Here is a 20,079-nt window from a genome sequence, read left to right as displayed (position 1 = left end):
TTCTTCTTGCCGACGGCTGCCGCAACGACGTTCCGCAGCAAGGGCGACGAGCCATGCCCCGGACCGCCACGCCCGCCGTCTCGCTCTGGGCCGCCGGCAGCCTGACGGCGGCGTTCGCCGAGGTCGCCGCCGCCTTTACGGCGCAGCACGGCACGCCCGTCCGGACGACCTTCGGCCCCTCCGGCCTGCTGCGGGCCCGGATCGAGGGCGGCGAGGCCGCCGACCTCTTCGCCTCGGCCGACCTCGGCCATCCCGAGGCCCTGGCGGCGGCGGGACGCGGTGCCCCGCCGACGGTCTTCGCCCGCAACGCGCTCTGCCTGCTCTGCCGGCCCGGCGTCGCCCCGCCGCGCCTGCCCGGCGCCGACGGCCTGATCGAGCTGCTGCTCGACCCGGCGCTGCGGCTCGGCACCTCGACCCCCGGGGCCGATCCCAGCGGCGACTACGCCTGGCGCCTCTTCGAGAAGGCGGAGGCGCTCAGCCCCGGCAGCTTCGAGGCGCTCGAGGCCCGGGCGCTGAAGCTGACCGGCGGGCCGGACAGCGCGCCGCCGCCGGCGGATCGCAACGCCTACGCCTGGCTGCTGAGCGAAGGGCTCTGCGACCTCTTCCTGACCTACCGGACCAACGCCCTGCTCGCCCGCCTGGATACGCCGGCCCTGACGGCGGTGGCGATCCCGCCGGCGCTCGCCGTCGCCGCCGACTACGGCATGATCGTGCTGGCGCCGGGGCAACCGGCGGCGGCCCGCCTCGCGCGCTTCCTGCTGTCGCCGGCCGGCCGGGCGATCCTCGACCGCCACGGCTTCGAGGCGCCCGGCCAGCCGCGCGACGGCGACGGCTGAACCGCGAGCTTCCCTACAGCCCCTTGCGGCCGACGATCGCGCCGTAGATCAGGCAGGCGGCAAGGGCGTAGACGCCGTTCAGCAGCAGCAGGTGCTCCCAGGGGGCATGGAAGTGGAAGACCCAGCGCGCCAGCAGCGAGGGCACCACGGTCAGCACGACCAGCCCGAACAGCCAGCCCCAGACGCCCGGCACGCGCGGCAGGATGAAGGGCAGGCAGGCGGCGACCGCGATGGCGACGCCGTTGCGGCCCGGCGAGACGGCCAGCGGCACGAAGTCGGCGCCGAGGACCTGCCAGACGGCGACGGAGTTGGCGATGGTCCCGCCGATGCCGGCCAGCACGACCGCGGCGATGATCTGCAGCATGTTGCGTTCCTCGCGACCCGATGGCGCCCCGATGCGGCCCCGTCCCCGGTACAGCCGTTCCAGCGACCGCAATCCCTGCGACCGCTACCCTTGCGACCGCGCCCTTGCGACCGGCGGTGGAGAGTTAGCCCCGCCCGGCCCCGCGCCGCAAGTCGCGGGCGCCTGACGCGGCGGCCGGCTCTCTGCTAGAAGGGACGCCCGGACAGGAGCCGCCATGCCAGCACTGCGTCACCTCGCGCCCGCCCTGCTGCTCGGCCTGCTCGCCGCCCTCGCCTCCGGCCCGGCGGGCGCGGCCGGGGAGCCGCCGGCGCTGGCCGCCCGGGTCGCCGCCGGCGACCTGCCGCCGCTCGCCGGGCGCCTGCCGGCCGAGCCGCGCCGGGACCTGCCGAAGCGCTCCGACTGGCAGCCCGGCCGCTACGGCGGCAGCCTGACCATGCTGGTCCGCGGCGGCCGCGACGCCCGCAGCCTCTCGGTCTTCGGCTACAGCCGGCTGGTCGTCTGGAACGAGGCGCTCGAGCTGGTCCCGGACCTGCTGCTCGCCTTCAAGGTCGAGGAGGGCCGGCGCTTCACCCTCACCCTCAGGCGCGGTCACCGCTGGTCGGACGGCGCGCCCTTCACCAGCGACGACTTCCGCTTCTGGTGGCGCGAGGTCGCCAGCAATCCCCTGCTGTCGCCGGCCGGCCTGCCCGCCGAGCTGCTGGTCGAGGGCCAGCCGCCGAGCGTCACCTTCCCCGACGAGCGCACCGTGGTCTACGAGTGGGCCAGGCCGAACGCCCGCTTCCTGCCGACCCTGGCCGGCACGGCGCCGCTGACCCTGTTCCGTCCGGCCCACTACCTGAAGCGCTTCCATCCCGACTTCACCGACCCGGCCGCGCTCGACGCCGAGGCCCGGGCCGCCGGCCTGCCGGGCTGGGCCGCCCTTTTCGAGGCCAGGGACGCCGAAGGCCTGCTGACCAATCCGGAACGGCCGACGCTCGATCCCTGGATCGTGACCACGGCGCCGCCGACCGACCGCTGGCACGCCGTGCGCAATCCCTTCTTCCACCGCGTCGACGGCCAGGGCCGGCAGCTGCCCTACCTCGACGCCGTCGACCTGGTGGTCGCGAGCCAGGCGCTCATCGCCGGCAAGACCGCGACCGGCGAGAGCGACCTGCAGGCCGTCGGCCTGGCCCTGCCCGACTATCCGCTGCTGCAGAGCTCGGCGGCCCGGGCCGGCATCGAGCTCCGGCTCTGGCCGATCGGCCGCGGTGCCCAGCTCGCGCTCTACCCGAACCTCAATGCCGCCGATCCGGTCTGGCGCCGATTGCTGCGCCAGGCCGACTTCCGGCGCGCGCTCTCGCTCGGCATCGACCGGCAGCAGATCTCGACGGTCGTCTTCAAGGGCCTGGCGATCGGCGGCAACGACTCGCTGCTGCCCGGGAGCCCGCTCTACAGGCCGATGCTGCGCAACGCCTACGCCAATCACGACCCGGCGCGCGCCAACGCCCTGCTCGACGGCCTGGGGCTGACCGCGCGCACCGCCGACGGCTGGCGCGCGCTGCCCGACGGCCGGCCGCTGACCCTCGTCATCGAGACCGGCCGGGTCGACCCCAGCGAGACCGACGTGCTGGAGCTGGTCCAGAGCGACCTGAAGGCGCTCGGCATCCAGGTCCTGGTCGCCGACCGCGGGCGCAGCAACCTGCGCGCGCGGGTCGCCAGCGGCGAGACGGTGATGAGCCTCTTCTACGGCCTGGCGAACGGCCTCGCGACGGCCGAGTCCGATCCGGCCGAGCTGGCGCCGACGGACGGGAAGCAGAACCAGTGGCCGCTCTGGGGCCTCTGGACCGCGACCGGCGGCCGGTCCGGCGAGCGGCCGGAGGACGCCAAGGTGCTGCGGCTGCTGCAGCTCTACCGGGACTGGTCCGAGGCGGCGAGCCCGGACGCCAGGCGCCTGGCCTGGGAGGCGATGCTGGCGATCCGCGCCGAGGAGCTCTTCACCATCGGCCTCGTCGCCGGGGTGCCGCAGCCGGTCGCCGTCCGCCGCGGCCTGCGCAACGTCCCCGGGACCGCGCCCTACCTCTACGAGCCCGGCGCCTATTTCGGTCGCTACCGCCCCGACACCTTCTGGTTCGAAGCGGACAAGATCAGGAAATAGAGATTTCTCGTCAGAATGTTACGGGGGTTTCCTGCTCTTTCACTGAAATCTTAGGTATCGCTTCGACCCTCCGCCGCATCCTGCGGATTGGCCTCGAGCGGCACGGCGCCGGGGCTGGCCACGGTCGTTGCGATCTGGGCGTCCTCGAGCGGCGTCGGCGCCTCCCGGCGGATCATGCGCCAGCCGGCGAAGAGCGCCAGCGCGGCCATGCCGGCGCCGATGAACAGCGGCAGGCCGGCCGGGCCGAACCCGGCCATCAGGCGCGAGGCGACCGGCGAGCCGAGCGACGAGCCGATCGAGTAGAGCAGGCTGATCGTCGCCGCGGCCGAGACCAGCGAGGTCTTGGGCAGCCGGTCGTTGATCAGCGCCAGCACGATGGCATAGAGCGGGAAGATCGTGCCGCCGGTCGCCATCGCCCCGGCCAGCACCGTCGCGACGCCTCGATGCCCCTCGAGCACGGCGCCCAGGAACAGCGCCGAGAGGGTCGTGCTGCAGCCGGCGATCAGCATGATCACGACGCGCCGGTCGAGGCGGTCGGACAGCCAGCCGAGCGGGTACTGCAGGACCAGGCCGGCCAGCATGCCGGCGGTCAGGAATCCCGAGACCCACTGGCTCGGCAGCTCCAGTCGGTCGGCGAAGACCGGGCCGAGGCCGATGAAGGCGCCCTGGACGGCGCCGAGCAGCAGCAGGCCGCCGAAGCCGAGCGGCGTCTCGCGGGCCAGGCGGCGCAGCCCGAAGCGCTCGGCCGGGGCCTCGTCGCCGACGACCGGCGCGCTGGCCCGCGTCAGGGTGACCGGCACCAGGGCGAAGGAGACCAGCATCGAGGCCAGCACGAAGAGCTGGAAGCCGGCCGCCGAGCCGAGCCCGGCGAGCAGCGGCCCGAGCGCGTAGCCGGCGAAGACGAAGGTGCCGTAGAGCGCCAGCAGCCGGCCGCGCAGCTCGTTGCTCGCCCGCTCGTTGAGCCAGCTCTCGACGACCAGGTAGAGGCCGGCGAAGCAGAAGCCGGTGACGACCCGGAACAGCGCCCAGGCGACCGGATCGACGAGCAGCGGGTGGGCCAGCGCGACGCCCGAGACGATCGAGCCGAGGGCGGCGAAGGTGCGGATGTGGCCGGCGCCGGCGACCAGGCGCGGGCAGCAGAGCGCGCCGAGCGCGAAGCCGGCGAAGTAGCCGGCGTTGATCCAGCCCATCGCCTCGAGCGAGAAGCCCTCGAGCCCGGCGCGCAGGGCCAGCACGACGAACTGCAGGCCGTTGCCGGCGAGCAGCATCGAGAAGCTCAGGATCAGGGCGGCGACGGACAGGACTAGGCTGCGCAAGGGACGGAACTCCGGAACGAGCCCGATCCCTTGCGCGCATCCGCCCGGCTTCGCTAGCCCGGGAGCGTCGTCGCTGTCGCTCTCCGGCTGCCGCGCCGCCTTCGCCGGCTCACAGCGAGCGGCCGTCGAATTCCAGGACCGGCACGGCCGCCGGGTCGACTCCCTCGAGGCAGCGGATGTTGACGTAGGCCGAGCGCCCGGCCCCGGCGCCCGCGTCCTCGGCATAGGGGTGGATGCCGCAGGTCCGGCAGAAGCGATGCTCGATGGCATGCCGGTTGAAGGTGTAGCGCGCGCCGGCCTCGTCCGGGCTCAGCAGGGTCAGGCTGGCGCGCGGCACCGCCCACAGCAGCGCGCCCTTGCGCGCGCAGATCGAGCAGTTGCAGGCGATCGCCTGGGTCAGCTCGCCCTCGACCTCGAAGCGTATCGCGCCGCAATGGCAGCTTCCGGCATAGCGCACCTCTTCCTCCCTCGACTCTTTCCCCGGCCCACGCCGGGGGGGGCGGGCCTCATGGAAGCCCGGTCTCGCCCCGGCCGGCAGGCCGAGGCCGGCGGGCGGGCGGCGCAGGCATGCCGACCGCGAGGGCCCGCCATCCGGGTCTTGGCGCGGACCCCTCGTCCGCGCTATGCCTCGCATCATGGCACCGAAGAAGAACCCGCTGAAGCTGAACATGCTGCAGCTCAAGACCCTGGCGCTCCTGCAGCAGATGGCGCGCAGCCCGAACCACGCCCAGCCGGGCGACGCCGAGGGCAGCGTCATGGTCTCCAACTTCCCGCATGCCCACGGCAACCACTTCCACATCGGCGATGCCGTGGTGCTGGGCCGCGACGCCAGCGGCCTTGCCAATGCCAACGTCTTCGCGATCCTGGAGCGCAAGGGCCTGATCCGCTCGATGCACCCGATGGGCGCGGTGCTGACGCCCGAGGCGCTGGCCTACGACACCGGCATCGCCGACCAGGTGCTGCACCGCTCCGACCACTGAGCTGCCGGGGCAGCTCCCGCTCCGCTCCGACCGCCCCCCTCTCCGCCCTCCGGGGGGAGAGAGTCGGGGAGAGGTGGGCGTTCTCGAACAGCAATGCCGGCGCGAGCGGCTGGGCTTGATTCCCCCACCTCTCCCTGCCCTCTCCGCCCCTCGGGGCGGAGAGGGAACTTCGGTGCCTTGAATTCCGCACGTTCCCATACTAGAACATAAAGGGAACATCTGAACGGCCGGGACGGAATTCATGGCCCTGCAGTCGGTCACTTTGGGACGGCTCGACGCCCTGCGCGAGCGGGTCCGCCGGATCGAGCGCGGCGGCGCGGCCGCGGCACGGCAGACGCTGCCGCTCGGCCCGGCCGAGCTCGACGAGGCGCTGCCCGGCGGCGGCCTCGCCCTGGCCGGGCTGCACGAGATCCTGCCGCAGCGCGCCGAGTGGGACGACGGGCCGGCGACCGGCTTCTGCCTGGCCCTGGCGGTGCGCCTGCTGGCCGCGCGGCCGGGCCGCCTGCTCTGGGTCTCCCAGCTCGGCGATTTCCACGCCCCGGCCGCCGCGGCCGCGGGCATCCCGCCCGAGCGGCTGCTGCTGGTCCGGGCGCACGGCGCCGCCGACGGCCTCTGGGCGATCGAGGAGGCGCTGCGCTGCCCCGACCTGGCCGCCGTGGTCGGCGAGCTCGATTCCCTCGACCCGCTCGCCGCGCGCCGCCTGCAGCTCGCCGCCGAGAGTGCCGGCCGGCCCTGCCTGCTGCTGCACCGGCCGCGCCTCGCCGGCCGCGGCGAGCGGCTGGCCAGCCCGGCCCTGACCCGCTGGCGGGTCGCCGCCGCGCCCTCGGACCCGAGCCTGCCCGCGACCCTCGTCGGCCGGCCGCGCTGGCGCGTCTCGCTGGAGCGCTGCCGCGGCGGGCGGCCCGCCGACTTCCTGCTGGAGTGGCACGATGAGCACAGCCCCTGGGACGACGCAGCCGACGCCGAGGGACGAGCCGCAGCGGGTGCTCTCGCTGTGGCTGCCGGACTTCGCGATCGAGCTGGCGCTGGCCGCGACGCGCCCCCGGACGCGCCCCCGGACGCGCGCCGGGACAGCCGCCACGCCGCCGGCTGAGCGCGCCGCGGCGGAAGCCGGGCGGCCGCTGGTCCTGATCGAGGCCGAAGCCGGCCGGCTGCTGCTCTCGGCGATCGACCACCGCGCCGTCGGGCTCGGTCTGGCGCCCGGCATGGCGCTGGCCGACGCGCGGGCGCTGGCCCCCGACCTCAGGGTCCTGGAGCGCGACCGGCCGGCCGAGCGCCGGGCGCTCGAGGCCCTGGCCGACTGGCTGGAGCGCTACAGCCCCTGGGTCGCGCTCGATCCCATGGCCGAGCCGGCCGGCGCCGCCGGCCTGCTGCTCGACGTCAGCGGCTGCGCGCACCTGTTCGGCGGCGAGGCGGCGCTGGCCGGCGACCTGCTGTCCCGGCTCGGCCGGATCGCTCCCGGCGCGCTCGGGCGCCGCGGCCACCACGGCCGCCTGGCGATCGCCGACACGCCCGGCGCCGCCTGGGCCGCGGCGCGCTATGCGACCGGCGCGGCCGGGCCGTTCCGGCTGGTCGCGCCGGGACGGCAGGCGGCGGCGCTGACGGAGCTGCCGGTCGCCGCGCTGCGCCTGGCGGCCGCCCAGGTCGAGCTGCTCGCCCGCTTCGGCCTGACCACGATCGGCCGGCTCGCCGCGCTGCCGCCGGAGACCCTGACCGCGCGCGCCGGCCCCGAGGTCGCGCGCCGCCTGCGCCAGGCCCTGGGCGAAGTCGACGAGCCGGTCTCGCCGCGCCGGCCGGTGCCGGCGCAGCGCGTGCGCCGGGTCTTCGGCGAGCCGATCGCCGCCGCCGAGGACCTGGCGCGCGGCCTGGAGGGCCTGCTGATCGGCCTCTGCGACCGGCTCGAGGCCGCCGGGCTCGGCGCCCGCCGGGTCGAGCTGGCGCTGCACCGGGTCGACGGCAGCGTGCAGCGCCAGGGCGTCGGCCTGAGCCGCGCCAGCCGCGACGCCGACCGCCTGAAGCGGCTCTTCGCCCAGCGCCTCGAGCGCCTCGACCCCGGCTTCGGCGTCGACGCCCTGGTCGTGACCGCGCCCGAGTGCGAGCCGCTCGACGCCCTGCAGATGGCCCTCTCGCCGCGTCACGCCTCGGAACCGCGGGGCGATGCGGCGAGCGACCTCGCCGCCCTGGTCGACCGCCTGGAGACGCGTCTCGGCGCCGGCAGCGTGACCCGGCCGGCGCCCCGGGAGAGCCATCTGCCGGAGCGGGCGGCCCGCTCCCTGAAGCCCTTCGCCCGGCCCCTGCGCAAGGGCGTCGCGACGGGCTGGCCGCGCGGCCTGCCCCGCCCGCCCCGCCTGCTCGCCCGTCCCGAGCCGATCGAGGTGATCGCCGCCCTGCCCGACAGCCCGCCGCGCCAGTTCCGCTGGCGCCGCCTGCTGCACCGCGTGGTGCGCGCCGAGGGCCCGGAGCGGATCGCGCCGGAATGGTGGCTGCGTGACCCGGCCGCCGCCGCCGAGGGCGCGCGCGACTACTTCCGCGTCGAGGACGAGGACGGCCGCCGCTTCTGGCTCTACCGCAGCGGCCTGCCCGAGGGGCCGGGCGGCAATCCCGCGGGCGGGCGATGGTACCTGCAGGGGCTGTTCGGGTGACTGCATTCTGCTGCTATTATGCAGTCATTCTTTGAACAGGAGCCACGATCATGCCCACCGTGACCATCCGTGACGTCGACGAAGAGACGCTCACGCGACTCAGGAAGCGCGCGGCCGAGGAGCACCGCTCTCTCTCTGCCGAGATCCGGATGATTCTGCAGGAGCAGGCCAGCCGGCCGACCCGCAGCGAGCGGATCGCGCGGGTCGAGAAGATCGCCGCGATGACGCCGAAGGACCGGCCGCAAACCGACAGTACCCGCCTCGTCCGCGAGGATCGCGACCGGTGAGGAGGTGACCTTCATGTCCTGCATCGTCGACGCGTCGGTCGCGGTGAAGTTCTACATCGAGGAAGCGGGCCACGAGCAGGCCGTGCGGCTTCTCCACGGCTCGCAGAGGCTGATGGCGCCGGCGATGCTGCTCGCGGAGCTCGGCAACGTTCTGTGGAAGAAGGTCCGGCTACGCGAGATCAGCCTGGAACAGGCGGCAGCGATCGACGAGGACTTCCAGGACGAGCTGATCGAGATCGTGCCGCTCGAAGAATTGCATGACCGGGCCCTGGCGCTGTGCCTCGATCTCGATCACCCGATCTACGACTGCTACTATCTGGCCCTGTCGGAACGCGAGGACCTGCCGCTGGTCACGACCGACCGGCGCCTGCTCGCGATCGGCGGTGAGGACCGTCGCTGGCACCTCCGGGAGCTGTCTGGATGATGGCGTCGATCCCGGCGGGCGTCACGGTCTCTTCTGTCGCCCTCGCCTCTTCCTCCGTCATCCCCGCCCTCCTTTTCGTCATCCCCGCGAAAGCGGGGATCCAGAGGAAAGGGACGCCGGCACGAACCACCGGGCGACCGCGCGTGAGGCGTCGTTCTCTGGATCCCCGCTTTCGCGGGGATGACGAAGGAGGGCACGGCGATGACAAGGGAGAGACCGGCAAAGACGAAGGAAGCGACGGCCACGACGGCGCGGCCGCCGGCACCCGCCCCGTCCTCCGCCCATGACCTACGTCGAGCTGGCGGTCGCGACGAACTTCTCGTTCCTGCGCGGCGCCTCCCATCCCGAGGAGCTGGCGACCCAGGCGAAGGCGCTGGGCCTCGCGGCGATCGGGGTCGCCGACCGCAACTCCCTGGCCGGCGCGGTGCGCGCCCACGTCGCCGCCAAGGACCTGGGCCTGGCGCTGCTGGTCGGCGCCCGCCTGGTGCCCGAGGACGGGCCCGAGATCCTCTGCTATCCCGAGGACCGCGCCGCCTACGGCCGGCTCTGCCGCCTCCTGACCCTGGGCAAGCGGCGCGCCGCCAAGGGCGAGTGCCGCTTCTCGCTGGACGAGCTCATCGCCCACGCCGAGGGCCAGCAGCTGATCGTGCTGCCGCCGGAGACGCCGGAGCCCGGCTTCGTCGCGGCCCTGGCGCGGCTCGCCGCCGCCCGGCCCGGCCGGGTCCGCCTGGCGGCCAGCCTGCTCTACCGCGGCGACGACGCCCGGCGCCTGCGCCGGCTCGACGGCCTGGCGCGCGCCGCCGGGCTGCCGCTGGTCGCGGTCAACGACGTCATGATGCACCACCCGGGCCGCAAGCCACTGGCCGACGTGATGACCTGCATCCGCGAGGGCACGACGATCGACGCGGCCGGCTGGCGCCTCGCCCTCAACGCCGAGCGCCACCTCAAGGCGCCGGCCGAGATCGCGCGGCTCTTCGCCGGCTACCCCGAGGCCGTCGCCGAGAGCCTGGCGGTCGCCGGGCGCTGCCGCTTCACGCTCGACGAGCTGCGCTACGAGTACCCGGAGGAGCTCACCGCCCCCAAAGAGAATGGCCGCGAGGAGACGGTGCAGCAGGCCCTGGAGCGCCTGACCTGGGCGGGCGCCGCCGAGCGCTGGCCCCGCGGCCCCTCGGCCAAGGTCCGCCAGGCCCTGGAGCACGAGCTGGCCCTGATCGGCCAGCTCGACTACGCGCCCTACTTCCTGACCGTCCACGACGTCGTGCGCTTCGCCCGCTCCCAGGGCATCTACTGCCAGGGCCGCGGCTCGGCGGCCAACTCGGCGGTCTGCTACTGCCTGGGCATCACCGCGGTCGACCCGGAGCGCAGCGAGCTGCTGTTCGAGCGCTTCGTCTCGGCCGAGCGCAACGAGCCGCCGGACATCGACGTCGACTTCGAGCACGAGCGGCGCGAGGAGGTGATCCAGTACATCTACGGCAAGTACGGCCGGGAGCGCGCCGGCCTGACCGCGACGGTGATCTGCTACCGGGCGCGCGGCGCGCTGCGCGAGGTCGGCAAGGCCATGGGCCTGTCGGCGGACACGGTCGGCGCGCTGTCCGGCGCGATCTGGGGCTGGTCGAGCGAGGGCCTGCCCGACGAGCAGGTGCGCGGGCTCGGCCTCGATCCGGCCGACCGGCGACTGCGCCAGACCCTCGACCTCGCCGCCGGGCTGATCGGCTTCCCGCGCCACCTCTCGCAGCACGTCGGCGGCTTCGTGATGACCCGCGGCCGGCTCGACGAGCTGGTGCCGATCGAGAACGCCGCCATGACCGAGCGCACGGTCATCGAGTGGGACAAGGACGACATCGACGCGCTCGGCATCCTCAAGGTCGACGTGCTGGCGCTCGGCATGCTGACCTGCCTGCGCAAGGGCTTCGACCTGCTGCGCCGGCACCATGGCCGCAGCTTCGACCTGGCCAGCGTGCCGTCCGAGGACCCGGCGGTCTACGACATGCTCTGCAAGGCCGATTCGATCGGCGTCTTCCAGGTCGAGAGCCGGGCCCAGATGTCGATGCTGCCACGGCTCAAGCCGCGCTCCTTCTACGACCTGGTCGTCGAGGTCGCGATCGTCCGGCCCGGCCCGATCCAGGGCGACATGGTGCATCCCTACCTGCGCCGGCGCAGCGGCGAGGAGAAGGTCGAGTTCCCCTCCGAGGCGCTGCGCCAGGTGCTCGGCCGCACTCTCGGCGTGCCGCTGTTCCAGGAGCAGGCGATGATGATCGCCATCGTCGCCGCCGGCTTCACGCCCGGCGAGGCCGACCGCCTGCGCCGCGCCATGGCGACCTTCCGGCGCAACGGCGACATCCACAAGTTCCGCGACAAGATGGTCGAGGGCATGGTCGCGCGCGGCTACGAGCCCGACTTCGCCGAGCGCTGCTTCAGGCAGATCGAGGGCTTCGGCACCTACGGCTTCCCGGAGAGCCACGCCGCCAGCTTCGCCCTGCTGGTCTACGTCTCAGCCTGGCTGAAGTGCCACCACCCGGAGGTCTTCGCCTGCGCCCTCCTGAACGCCCAGCCGATGGGCTTCTATGCGCCGGCGCAGATCGTGCGCGACGCCCGCGAGCACGGCGTCGAGATCCGCGAGCCGGACGTCAACCGCAGCGACTGGGACTGCAGCCTGGAGCCGGCCGCCGACCCGCTGAGGGGCCCGACCTGCGCCCTGCGCCTGGGCCTGCGCCAGATCAAGGGCCTCTCGCAGGCCGATGCCCTGCGCCTGGTCGCCCGCCGCGGCAACGGCTATCCCGACCCCCTCATCCTGTGGCGGCGCGCCGGGATCGGCCAGCGCGCCCTGGAGGCCCTGGCGCGCGGCGACGCGCTGCGCTCGCTGGGCCTCGACCGGCGCGAGGCGCTCTGGGCGATCAAGGGGCTGCCCGACGACGCGCCGCTGCCGCTGTTCGCAGCGCAGGGCGAGGAGGAGCGCGGGACCGAGCCGGCGGTCGCGCTGCCGCGCCTCGCCGAGAGCGAGCAGGTCGTGCAGGACTACGCCAGCCTGCGCCTGTCGCTGCGCAGCCATCCGGTCAGCTTCCTCAGGCCGGAGCTGGCCCGCGCCGGCTACGCGCCCTGCGGCCGGACCCGGGAGCTCGAGGACCGCGCCCGCCTGGCGGTCGCCGGCCTGGTGCTGGTGCGCCAGCGCCCGGGCAGCGCCAAGGGCGTGATCTTCCTGACCCTGGAGGACGAGAGCGGCATCGCCAACGTCGTGATCTGGCCCAAGGTCTTCGAGCGCTACCGGCCGCTGGTGCTGAAGGCCCAGCTGCTCGGCGTCGCCGGGCGGCTGCAGCGCGAGGGCATCGTCATCCACCTGGTCGCCGAGACGCTGGTCGACCTCTCGGACCGCCTCTACGAGCTGGAGACCCGGCCGCGCGATCTCTTCGTTCCGCCCTACTCGACCCCGCCGAGGGGCGAGGAGAAGGCCTTCGAGGAGGCGCTGGCGCGCGCCGACGAGATCAAGCACGGCATCGGCCTCGACCCCCGCGCCCGGCCGAAGCGCCATCGGCCGGCCGGCCCGGGCCTGACGATCAAGAGCCGGGATTTCCACTGACGCCGGACCGGCCGTTCCGCCCCGGGCACGCCCGCGGCTGCCGGCGGGCCCATCCGGATGCCGGCCTGCTTCTTCTCGACGACGGCGACCGGCGCCGCCGGCTGTCGCTCCGGGACTCAGCCCGGCTGCGGCTCGGGGCGGCAGTCGCCCATCAGCAGGCCGGCCAGGCTGTAGGGCAAGGCCAGGTCGTCGCGGCCCCGCCGGCGCAGGAAGCGCGCCTGGACGGCGTAGGCTTCGGCTTCCAGCCGCGCCTCGCAGGGCACCCGCAGCTGCGCGCCGTCGGCGATCTGCAGCTCGTGCACCAGCTCGTGGACCAGCAGGGAGTCGCGCTCGTCCGGGTCCCCGATCGCGGCGTTCAGGTAGATCGTGCGCTCGCCCGGCAGGTAGAAGGCGCCGACCTCGCGGCCGTGGCGGCCGGCCAGGCCCCCGCCCGGGCCCCCGCCCGGGCCGTTGACCCGGTCGAACAGCTCGGCGATCTCGCCGGCCGGGACGACCCGGACCTCCGGCTGCCAGCCGGTCGGCGCGTAGCCGGTCGCCTGGATCGCGAACAACAACAGGGACGCAATCGCTTCTTGCAACATGGCAGGTCCTCGCTTCGAGGACGCCCTCCCATGTCTTCAGATTGCGACAGATTCGTTACGCTTCCCCAAACGGAATATTGCGAAAGCCCGAAGAACGCCAAATCCAGCGCAGCCTTTCGCGGCCCTCGCCGTGCGGCACGACTCACGCCTATGCTGACGCGCCGCATCAAGAGGGAAGCACGGCACGATGTCTCTGCGCCGCCCGCCCCTGCCCGCCCTCCGACCCTTCGTCGAGCTGGTCTGGGCCTCGGAGCTGCCGCCGCCGGTACGTCCCGTTCCCCGGCGCGAGCGGGTGCTGCCGACCGGCGCCCTGCACCCGGTGTTCCGGCTCGGCGAGACGCCGCTGCGGCTGTTCCGCGATCTCGACGACGCCGTCGGCGAGGCCGTTGGCTGCGCTCTTGTCGGCGGCGCCCGGGCGTCCCCCTATCTCAAGGACCTGTCTCGGCCGGAGCCGAGCGTCGGCGCGCTGCTCCGTCCCGGTGCGGCCGCCGCCCTGCTCGGCGTGCCGGCCGCACCGCTGTCGCACACCCACACGCCGCTCGGGCTGCTCTGGGGCGAGGCCGCCGTCGAAGACCTGCGCGGCCGCCTCGCCGAGGCGCCGACGGCGGCGGCCCGGCTCGCGCTGTTCGAGCGGCTGCTGCTCGCCCGACTCGCGCCGCGCCGCGGCCTCGACCCGCTGGTCGCGGAGGCCCTGACCGGCCTGCACCGACTGCGCCCGGTGGCGCGGGTCGCGCGCGAGGCCGGCGTCAGCCAGCGCCATCTCGCCCGGGTGTTCGGCGAGGCGGTTGGCCTGACGCCCCGCACCTGGGGGCGGATGCTGCGCTTCGGCCGAACCCTGGAACGCCTGTCCGCCGATCCCGCGCTGCCGCTCGCCGACCTGGCGGCTGCCGAGGGCTTCGCCGACCAGGCCCATCTCACCCGCGAGTTCCGCGACCTGGCCGGGCTGACACCCGGCGCCTACCGCCGCGCCGCGCCACGCGAGAGCCGGCACGTGCCGATCTGACGGGCGGAAAAGGCGAGTCCGAAAGCTTCAAGACGGGGTGGCGCCCGTTCCGGCAGGATCGCGCCGTCGCGAAAGAGGAGCCCCCGCATGGCGATCCACGACGTCTTCGTCTATCTGCGCGCCCGGGAGGCCGGGAAGGCCATCGCCTTCTACCGGGCCGCCTTCGGCGCGACCGAGAAGTTCCGCCTGACCGCGCCCGACGGCCGGATCGGCCATGTCGAGCTGCTGTTCGGCGGCACCACCGTCATGCTCTCCGACGAGTTCGCCGAGTACGGCTGCCTCGCCCCCGATCCCGACGCGCGCAGCAGCGTCGGCATCCACCTGCACGTCGACGACGCCGACGCGACGATCGCGAGCGCGCTCGAGGCCGGCGCCCAGCTGGTGCGGCCGGCCCAGGACCACTTCTACGGCGAGCGCTCCGGCACGGTGCGCGACCCCTTCGGCTATGAATGGATGATCGGGCATTCGATCGAGGAGGTCGCGCCGGAGGAGATGCAGCGTCGCTACGACGCGATGGGCGACGAGGGCTGATGCGGGCCGCGGCCTCTAATCAGCGCAGCACCTCCAGGCCGGCGTCGACGGCGATCGCCTGGCCGCTGATCGTCGCGCCCAGCGGGCTGCAGAGGTAGAGGATCTGGTTGGCGATGTCCTGCTGGCTGACGAAGCTGCGCAGCGAGGTGTCGGCGACCACCTCGGCACGCATCTGCTCCTCGGTGATGCCGCGCTGCGCCGCCTTCGCGGCGATCACCCGCTCGATGCGCTCGCCCTCGACGGCGCCGGGGCAGATCGCGTTGACCCGGATGTTCTGCGGCCCGAGCTCCATGGCCAGGGTCCGGGTGAAGCCGACCACCGCCCACTTGCTCGCCGAATAGGGCGTGCGCAGCGGGAAGCCGAAGCGCCCGGCGGCCGAGGAGAGGTTGACGATCGAGCCGCCGCCGGCGGCGCGCAGCAGCGGCACGGCGCGGCGCACGCAGAAGAACTGGCCGTCGACGTTGACCGCCTGGACGCGCCGCCAGTCCTCGTCGCCGATCTCCTCGACCGGCAGGGTCGGACCGGCGACGCCGGCGTTGTTGACCAGCACGTCGAGGCCGCCGAGCGTGGCCATCGCGGCCTCGAAGAGGCCATCGACCTCGGCCGACAGCGAGACGTCGCAGCGGCTGACCCCGGCGCCGGGCAGCTCGGCACGGGCGGCGGCCAGCGCCGTCTCGTCGACGTCGCAGAGATGCACCTTCGCCCCGTTGGCCAGGAAGCTCTCGACCGTGACCCGGCCGATGCCCGAGGCACCGGCGGTGACCAGCACCCTGAGGCCCGTCAGATCCACCTTCAGACGCTCGCTCATGACTCTCCTCCCTCTTCGACTCGCTCGCTCGCGGCGGCGGCAACGGTAGCGCCCGGGCGTCGGCTTCACCATATCCAGCGCGTCGCCAGGGTGGAGAGGAGCGCAAGGGCCGGATGACCGAGAGTTCGCAGAAGCAGGGGGCCGCGCCGGACCTGCCGCCCGAGGCCGCGCCCGGCGACCGGCTGGTCGCCGAGATCCAGGCCGGCATCGACCTCGACGACCGCGGCGCCGTCGCCGACTACGGCGAGCATGCCCAGCGCGCGGTCGCGGAGTTCGCCGACGGCGTGCTGCGCGAGACCCTGAACAAGGACGCCGGCCCGATCGGCGAGCTGCTCGCCGACATGCTGGCCAAGGTCCAGGGGCTGGCCCCGGACCGCCTGAAGGACCAGGGCCTGGTCGACCGGCTGCTCGGCGGCACCCGGCGCAAGGTCGTGCGCTTCAAGGAGCAGTTCGGCAGCGTCGCCGCCCAGGTCGACCGCATCGCCATCGAGCTCGACCGCCAGCGCGACGGGCTGCGCCGCGACGTCGCCATGCTCGACCAGTTCTACAAGCGCAACCTGGAACACCTGCGCCAGCTCGAGGCGCACATCGAAGCCGGCGAGCACTACCTCGCCGACTACGAGGCACGCGAGGTGCCGAAGCTGGAGCAGGCCGCCCAGGCCGCCGCCGGCGGCGAGTCGCATCTGGCGGCGCAGCGCCTCAACGACGCGCGCCAGGCCGTCGAGCGTTTCCGTCGCCGCCTCCACGACCTCAAGCTCAGCCGCGCCGTCGCCCAGCAGAGCCTGCCGCAGATCCGGCTGATCCAGGGCGGCAACGAGACGCTGATCGACAAGCTGCAGTCCTCGATCTCGACGACCATCCCGACCTGGAAGAACCAGATGACCATCGCGCTCGCCCTGCACCGCCAGGAGACGGCGCTGAACCTGGACCGCGAGGTCGCCGACGCGACCAACGCGATGCTGCGCAAGAACGCCGAGATGCTGAAGACCGGCTCGATCGAGCTGGAGCGCCAGGCGCAACGCGGCGTGGTCGACATCGAGACGCTGCAGGAGACCAACCGCAAGCTGGTCGAGACGATCTCCGGCGTGCTGGAGATCCAGCGCGGCGGCAACGCGAAGCGCCGCGAGGCCGAGCAGCAGCTGCAGCAGATCGAGCGCGAGCTGAAGCAGGCGCTGAGCGCGGCCGCGGACGGCGGCGGCGATGCCGCGGGAGGCTGAGGCCGTGGCGATCGAGCCCTCGGGCTGGATCCGCAACCGCACGCTCGTCGCCGGCCTCGGCGGCGGCTTGGTCGCCCTGCTCGGCCTCCTGCTGGCGCCGGTCTGGGCCGCCCTGCCGGCCGGCCTCGCCGGCTTCCTGGCGCTGCGCTGGCACCTCTCGCCGCGCGGCCTGTTCGGCGGCATCGCGCGCAGCGAGCGCCCGCGGGTCGCCCTGGTCCGCGAGGTCCTGGGCTCGGCGGCCCACGACCTGCCCGCGCTCTCCGCCGCCGGCCGGCGCATCGCCGACCGGCGCGTCGCCGCACGGATCGACGGCCTCGTCGAGGGCGCCAACGAGCTCTGCCGCCGGCTCGAGCGCCGGCCGCAGCGCCTGCTCGCCGTGCAGCGCCTGCTGACCTTCTACCTGCCCTCGGCGCTGCGCCTGGCCGAGAGCTACGCCGAGCTGGAGGGCCGCCCCGGCGCCGACCCGGCGCGCCTGGCCGAGACCGCTGCGATGCTCGAGCGGCTCGATACCGTGTTCCGCGACTACGCCGGCCGCCTCCACGCGCCCGAGGGCGACGCCCTGGAGGCCGAGCTGCGCCTGCTCGAGCAGTCCCTGGAGGACGAGCGGGCGCGCTGACCGCAGGTTCCCTCTCTACCCCTCTGGGGCGGAGAGGGAGCACGGACCGGCTCGGCTGCTCCCTTGCCGAAGGCTCGATAGGCCGCGGCGATCGATGCGATTGACAGGGCCCCGGCGGTCCCCTATCTAGAGGTGCGATTGCGAACAGTTCGCATTCTCTCTAGAGCCGACTTGGGACCGTCACGCCGTGTATGTCTGCCTCTGCTCCGGAATGAACTGCCGCCAGGTCAAGCAGGCCCTCTCCGAGGGCGCGCGCAGCCATGCCCAGGTGTTCCTGCGCAACGGCCTCCGGCCGAGCTGCGGACGCTGCCGCGACACCATCGTCGGCATGATCGACGAGCACGCGGCGCAGGCAGGGGCGAACGACGGCGCCCCGGCCGCCCTCGATCCCCTCTCGGTCGCCGCCGAATAGCCCTTCCCCGCCGCCCGGCCCTCGAAGCGGCATTGGCGCGGCGCCGGCCGCCGCGCTAGGCTTCTCGTCGCCGCAACGAAGATCACGCTCCGGAAGGACAGGCCATGAAGGGCGACAAGAAGGTCATCGAGTTCCTCAACAAGGTCCTGCGCAACGAGCTGACCGCGATCAACCAGTATTTCCTGCACGCGCGCATGCTGCAGGACTGGGGCGTCTCCGAGCTCGGCAAGAAGGAATACGAGGAATCCGTCGACGAGATGAAGCATGCCGACGCCCTGGTGAAGCGCATCCTCTTCCTCGAAGGGCTGCCGAACCTCCAGGACCTCGACAAGCTGCTGATCGGCGAATCGGTCCAGGAGATCCTGGAGTGCGACCTCAAGCTCGAGCGCAAGGCCATGCCCGACCTGCGCGACGCGATCCAGTACTGCGAGGAGGTCCGCGACTACGGCAGCCGCGAGCTCTTCGAGGACATCCTGGAGAGCGAGGAGGAGCACATCGACTGGCTGGAGACCCAGCTCGGCCTGGTCGAGAAGATGGGCATCGCCCATTTCATCCACCTGCAGACCAAGCCCAACGCCACGCCGGACGACTGAGCCGGCGCGGCGGCAGGGCAGGATGATCGCGGCCAGCATGATCGTTCCGGGCAGCAGCACCCGGCTGCTGTCGATCGAGGACTGCCGTCCGGAGCTCCAGGAGTTGCACCGGCTGTGGCGGGAGCTGCGCGGCGAGCGGCGCATGCCGGCGCGCCGGGATTTCGATCCCGCCGACGCGCGCCGGCTGCTGCCCCACCTGATGCTGATCGACGTCTTCCCGCAGAGCCCGCGCGAGCGGCGCTTCCGCGTCCGGCTGCACGGCACCGCGCAGGTCGACTACCAGGGCGCCGACTGGACCGGCTGCTACCCGCACCAGAAGACCGACCGGGCCCCGGCCGACCGGCTCTGCGAGGTCGGCGACCAGGTCGTCGCCAGCCGCGAGCCCTGGATGTCGACCGGCACGCTCTACTGGCTGCCGAGCAAGCCCTGGTCCCGCTTCGAGACCATCCTGCTGCCGCTGTCGGACGACGACGAGACGGTCAACATGCTCCTCGGCCTGACGGTCTTCTTCTGACCCGCGAAGCTCAGGGGACTTGACGGGCTCAGGCCGCCCGCGCCCTGCCCGGCCGCCGGAAGCGCTCCTCGGCCAGGCGGTCGGCAGCGAGCGAGGTCGCGATGCCCTCGCGCTCGGCCCGGGCGAAGATCTCGAGCGCGGTGTCGTGGATCCGGTCGATGTGGGCCATGGCCTGGGCGCGCTCGAAGCGCGGGCCGCGGCGGCCGGCCTCGTAGGCGATGACGATGATGCCGCCGGCGTTGACCAGGTAGTCGGGCGCGTAGAGCACGCCCTTGCGGCGCAGCAGCTCGCCGTGGCGCGGCTCGGCCAGCTGGTTGTTGGCGGCGCCGGCGACGACCGGGGCCCTGAGCGCCGCGATCGAGTCGTCGTTCAGCACGGCGCCGAGCGCGCAGGGCGCGACGACGTCGCAGTCGGCGGCCAGGATCGCCGCGGGGTCGCCGGCCTCGGCGCCGAAGCGCTCGACCAGCGCCGCGACCCGCTCGCCGTCGAGGTCGGCGACGATCAGCTTCGCGCCGGCCTCGGCCAGGTGCTCGCAGAGCCCCTGGCCGACATGGCCCAGGCCCTGGACGGCGACCCGCAGGCCCTCGAGATCGCTGCGGCCCAGCTTGTGGCGCACGGCGGCCTGCAGGCCGCGGAACACGCCGTAGGCGGTGTAGGGCGAGGGATCGCCGACCTGGCCCCTGGCGACGCCGGCGACGTGGCGGGTCTCGCGGCCCACCAGCTCCAGGTCGGCGACCGAGGTGCCGACGTCCTCGGCGGCGGTATAGAGGCCGCCGAGCTGCTCGACGGCCCGGCCGAGCGCCCGGAACAGCGCCTCGGCACGCGCCGGCTCGGCGCGCAGCGCGCGCGCGTCGCCGATGACCACCGACTTACCGCCGCCCAGCGGCAGGCCCGCCAGGGCCGACTTGTAGGTCATGCCGCGCGACAGGCGCAGCACGTCGGTCAGCGCCTCGTCGTCGCTGGCGTAGGTCCAGAAGCGGCAGCCGCCGAGCGCCGGGCCGAGGCTCGTGTCGTGGACGGCGACGATGGCCTTCAGGCCGCTCTCGGCGTCGCGGACGAAGACGACGCGCTCGTGATTGTCGAACTCGGGATGGGCAAAGACGGACATGACGCAAGACCTCCGGATCGTGGTTCCTGGCTCAGGACCCTCGGCCGTTCACCGGCTCTCGTTGCTTGCTTCCGCCTCAGAAGCTGTCCCGGAGAACGGGCCGCTTCAACGGCCTGTTCCGGTCCTGCCCAAGAAAGCA

At 73.6% G+C, this 20,079-nt stretch carries 21 protein-coding genes; 15 read left to right on the top strand and 6 right to left on the bottom strand.

Annotated features, from left to right (window positions below):
• The first annotated feature begins 53 nt into the window (after positions 1 to 53).
• Positions 54 to 836: a molybdate ABC transporter substrate-binding protein gene (locus B9O00_RS12045; RefSeq protein WP_085122932.1), complete on the top strand. Its 783-nt coding sequence runs from the start codon at positions 54 to 56 to the stop codon at positions 834 to 836.
• A gap of 13 nt (positions 837 to 849) precedes the next feature.
• On the opposite strand, the gene B9O00_RS12040 is transcribed toward B9O00_RS12045, so the two are convergent.
• The gene (locus tag B9O00_RS12040; protein WP_085122930.1) at positions 850 to 1,200 is read right to left on the bottom strand and encodes a hypothetical protein; all 351 of its coding nucleotides are present in this window, start codon (positions 1,198 to 1,200) and stop codon (positions 850 to 852) included.
• 214 nt (positions 1,201 to 1,414) lie between these two features.
• Between B9O00_RS12040 and B9O00_RS12035 the strand changes: the two genes are divergently transcribed.
• Positions 1,415 to 3,334 (top strand): ABC transporter substrate-binding protein, encoded by a 1,920-nt coding sequence (locus tag B9O00_RS12035; protein WP_085122929.1) that lies wholly within the window; start codon positions 1,415 to 1,417, stop codon positions 3,332 to 3,334.
• A gap of 50 nt (positions 3,335 to 3,384) precedes the next feature.
• Here the strand turns inward: B9O00_RS12035 and B9O00_RS12030 are convergent, their stop codons facing one another.
• A complete protein-coding gene (locus B9O00_RS12030; RefSeq protein ID WP_159460201.1) occupies positions 3,385 to 4,650 on the bottom strand; it encodes an MFS transporter in 1,266 nt (421 codons plus the stop codon).
• Between the two features lie 109 nt (positions 4,651 to 4,759).
• Positions 4,760 to 5,107, bottom strand: coding sequence for a GFA family protein (locus B9O00_RS12025; protein ID WP_085122927.1), 348 nt, complete (start codon positions 5,105 to 5,107; stop codon positions 4,760 to 4,762).
• Positions 5,108 to 5,285: 178 nt separating this feature from the next.
• Between B9O00_RS12025 and B9O00_RS12020 the strand changes: the two genes are divergently transcribed.
• From B9O00_RS12020 to B9O00_RS12000, 6 genes are all read left to right on the top strand, one after another.
• Positions 5,286 to 5,630 carry a hypothetical protein gene (locus tag B9O00_RS12020; RefSeq protein ID WP_085122926.1) on the top strand — a complete coding sequence of 115 codons (345 nt, stop codon included), beginning with the start codon at positions 5,286 to 5,288 and terminating at the stop codon, positions 5,628 to 5,630.
• A 241-nt stretch (positions 5,631 to 5,871) separates the two neighbouring features.
• Entirely contained in the window at positions 5,872 to 6,723 is an 852-nt protein-coding gene (locus tag B9O00_RS33780) for an ImuA family protein (protein ID WP_235017108.1), read from the top strand.
• Positions 6,614 to 8,272: a DinB/UmuC family translesion DNA polymerase gene (locus B9O00_RS12015; protein WP_235017115.1), complete on the top strand. Its 1,659-nt coding sequence runs from the start codon at positions 6,614 to 6,616 to the stop codon at positions 8,270 to 8,272. Before B9O00_RS33780 ends, B9O00_RS12015 begins: the two co-directional genes overlap by 110 nt.
• Before the next feature lie 50 nt (positions 8,273 to 8,322).
• Positions 8,323 to 8,559, top strand: a complete 237-nt coding sequence (locus tag B9O00_RS12010; RefSeq protein ID WP_085122924.1) for a FitA-like ribbon-helix-helix domain-containing protein — start codon at positions 8,323 to 8,325, stop codon at positions 8,557 to 8,559.
• Between the two features lie 13 nt (positions 8,560 to 8,572).
• Complete coding sequence (locus tag B9O00_RS12005; RefSeq protein WP_085122923.1) at positions 8,573 to 8,983, top strand: type II toxin-antitoxin system VapC family toxin; 411 nt, start codon at positions 8,573 to 8,575, stop codon at positions 8,981 to 8,983.
• Between the two features lie 283 nt (positions 8,984 to 9,266).
• Positions 9,267 to 12,557 carry an error-prone DNA polymerase gene (locus B9O00_RS12000; RefSeq protein WP_085122922.1) on the top strand — a complete coding sequence of 1,097 codons (3,291 nt, stop codon included), beginning with the start codon at positions 9,267 to 9,269 and terminating at the stop codon, positions 12,555 to 12,557.
• 116 nt (positions 12,558 to 12,673) lie between these two features.
• Here B9O00_RS12000 and B9O00_RS11995 read toward each other — a convergent pair whose 3' ends face one another.
• Positions 12,674 to 13,111 (bottom strand): DUF6647 family protein, encoded by a 438-nt coding sequence (locus B9O00_RS11995; RefSeq protein WP_143596213.1) that lies wholly within the window; start codon positions 13,109 to 13,111, stop codon positions 12,674 to 12,676.
• 214 nt (positions 13,112 to 13,325) lie between these two features.
• Between B9O00_RS11995 and B9O00_RS11990 the strand changes: the two genes are divergently transcribed.
• Complete coding sequence (locus B9O00_RS11990; protein ID WP_085122920.1) at positions 13,326 to 14,141, top strand: helix-turn-helix domain-containing protein; 816 nt, start codon at positions 13,326 to 13,328, stop codon at positions 14,139 to 14,141.
• An 87-nt stretch (positions 14,142 to 14,228) separates the two neighbouring features.
• Positions 14,229 to 14,672 (top strand): VOC family protein, encoded by a 444-nt coding sequence (locus tag B9O00_RS11985; RefSeq protein ID WP_085122919.1) that lies wholly within the window; start codon positions 14,229 to 14,231, stop codon positions 14,670 to 14,672.
• Between the two features lie 19 nt (positions 14,673 to 14,691).
• Here B9O00_RS11985 and B9O00_RS11980 read toward each other — a convergent pair whose 3' ends face one another.
• Positions 14,692 to 15,480 carry an SDR family oxidoreductase gene (locus tag B9O00_RS11980; RefSeq protein WP_085122918.1) on the bottom strand — a complete coding sequence of 263 codons (789 nt, stop codon included), beginning with the start codon at positions 15,478 to 15,480 and terminating at the stop codon, positions 14,692 to 14,694.
• A 113-nt stretch (positions 15,481 to 15,593) separates the two neighbouring features.
• Between B9O00_RS11980 and B9O00_RS11975 the strand changes: the two genes are divergently transcribed.
• The 5 genes from B9O00_RS11975 to B9O00_RS11955 all read left to right on the top strand — a co-directional run bounded on the left by B9O00_RS11975 (position 15,594) and on the right by B9O00_RS11955 (position 18,832).
• Entirely contained in the window at positions 15,594 to 16,697 is a 1,104-nt protein-coding gene (locus tag B9O00_RS11975; RefSeq protein ID WP_085122917.1) for a toxic anion resistance protein, read from the top strand.
• Positions 16,698 to 16,701: 4 nt separating this feature from the next.
• On the top strand, positions 16,702 to 17,313 hold the full coding sequence (locus B9O00_RS11970) for a 5-bromo-4-chloroindolyl phosphate hydrolysis family protein (protein ID WP_159460200.1): 612 nt from the start codon (positions 16,702 to 16,704) through the stop codon (positions 17,311 to 17,313).
• A 187-nt stretch (positions 17,314 to 17,500) separates the two neighbouring features.
• Positions 17,501 to 17,725 carry a (2Fe-2S)-binding protein gene (locus B9O00_RS11965; RefSeq protein ID WP_143596212.1) on the top strand — a complete coding sequence of 75 codons (225 nt, stop codon included), beginning with the start codon at positions 17,501 to 17,503 and terminating at the stop codon, positions 17,723 to 17,725.
• Positions 17,726 to 17,829: 104 nt separating this feature from the next.
• Positions 17,830 to 18,318 carry a bacterioferritin gene (bfr, locus tag B9O00_RS11960; RefSeq protein WP_085122914.1) on the top strand — a complete coding sequence of 163 codons (489 nt, stop codon included), beginning with the start codon at positions 17,830 to 17,832 and terminating at the stop codon, positions 18,316 to 18,318.
• A gap of 22 nt (positions 18,319 to 18,340) precedes the next feature.
• Positions 18,341 to 18,832 carry a PAS domain-containing protein gene (locus tag B9O00_RS11955; RefSeq protein WP_085122913.1) on the top strand — a complete coding sequence of 164 codons (492 nt, stop codon included), beginning with the start codon at positions 18,341 to 18,343 and terminating at the stop codon, positions 18,830 to 18,832.
• A gap of 28 nt (positions 18,833 to 18,860) precedes the next feature.
• On the opposite strand, the gene B9O00_RS11950 is transcribed toward B9O00_RS11955, so the two are convergent.
• A complete protein-coding gene (locus B9O00_RS11950) occupies positions 18,861 to 19,940 on the bottom strand; it encodes a Glu/Leu/Phe/Val family dehydrogenase (RefSeq protein WP_085122912.1) in 1,080 nt (359 codons plus the stop codon).
• Between the last annotated feature and the right edge of the window lie 139 nt (positions 19,941 to 20,079).

The organism is Tistlia consotensis USBA 355, from assembly GCF_900177295.1.
GTDB lineage: Bacteria > Pseudomonadota > Alphaproteobacteria > Kiloniellales > DSM-21159 > Tistlia > Tistlia consotensis.
The sequence above is the reverse complement of the archived record's forward strand: the minus strand, read 5'-3'. Positions and strand labels throughout refer to the sequence as shown.

Coding starts and splice junctions, on each gene's coding strand:
- B9O00_RS11950 (WP_085122912.1), bottom strand. CDS start 19,940: ATGTCCGTCTTTGCCCATCCCGAGTTCGACAATCACGAGCGCGTCGTC.
- B9O00_RS11985 (WP_085122919.1), top strand. CDS start 14,229: ATGGCGATCCACGACGTCTTCGTCTATCTGCGCGCCCGGGAGGCCGGG.
- B9O00_RS11955 (WP_085122913.1), top strand. CDS start 18,341: ATGATCGCGGCCAGCATGATCGTTCCGGGCAGCAGCACCCGGCTGCTG.
- B9O00_RS11990 (WP_085122920.1), top strand. CDS start 13,326: ATGTCTCTGCGCCGCCCGCCCCTGCCCGCCCTCCGACCCTTCGTCGAG.
- B9O00_RS12005 (WP_085122923.1), top strand. CDS start 8,573: ATGTCCTGCATCGTCGACGCGTCGGTCGCGGTGAAGTTCTACATCGAG.
- B9O00_RS12045 (WP_085122932.1), top strand. CDS start 54: ATGCCCCGGACCGCCACGCCCGCCGTCTCGCTCTGGGCCGCCGGCAGC.
- bfr (WP_085122914.1), top strand. CDS start 17,830: ATGAAGGGCGACAAGAAGGTCATCGAGTTCCTCAACAAGGTCCTGCGC.
- B9O00_RS12020 (WP_085122926.1), top strand. CDS start 5,286: ATGGCACCGAAGAAGAACCCGCTGAAGCTGAACATGCTGCAGCTCAAG.
- B9O00_RS12040 (WP_085122930.1), bottom strand. CDS start 1,200: ATGCTGCAGATCATCGCCGCGGTCGTGCTGGCCGGCATCGGCGGGACC.
- B9O00_RS11980 (WP_085122918.1), bottom strand. CDS start 15,480: ATGAGCGAGCGTCTGAAGGTGGATCTGACGGGCCTCAGGGTGCTGGTC.
- B9O00_RS11975 (WP_085122917.1), top strand. CDS start 15,594: ATGACCGAGAGTTCGCAGAAGCAGGGGGCCGCGCCGGACCTGCCGCCC.
- B9O00_RS33780 (WP_235017108.1), top strand. CDS start 5,872: ATGGCCCTGCAGTCGGTCACTTTGGGACGGCTCGACGCCCTGCGCGAG.
- B9O00_RS12035 (WP_085122929.1), top strand. CDS start 1,415: ATGCCAGCACTGCGTCACCTCGCGCCCGCCCTGCTGCTCGGCCTGCTC.
- B9O00_RS12000 (WP_085122922.1), top strand. CDS start 9,267: ATGACCTACGTCGAGCTGGCGGTCGCGACGAACTTCTCGTTCCTGCGC.
- B9O00_RS12010 (WP_085122924.1), top strand. CDS start 8,323: ATGCCCACCGTGACCATCCGTGACGTCGACGAAGAGACGCTCACGCGA.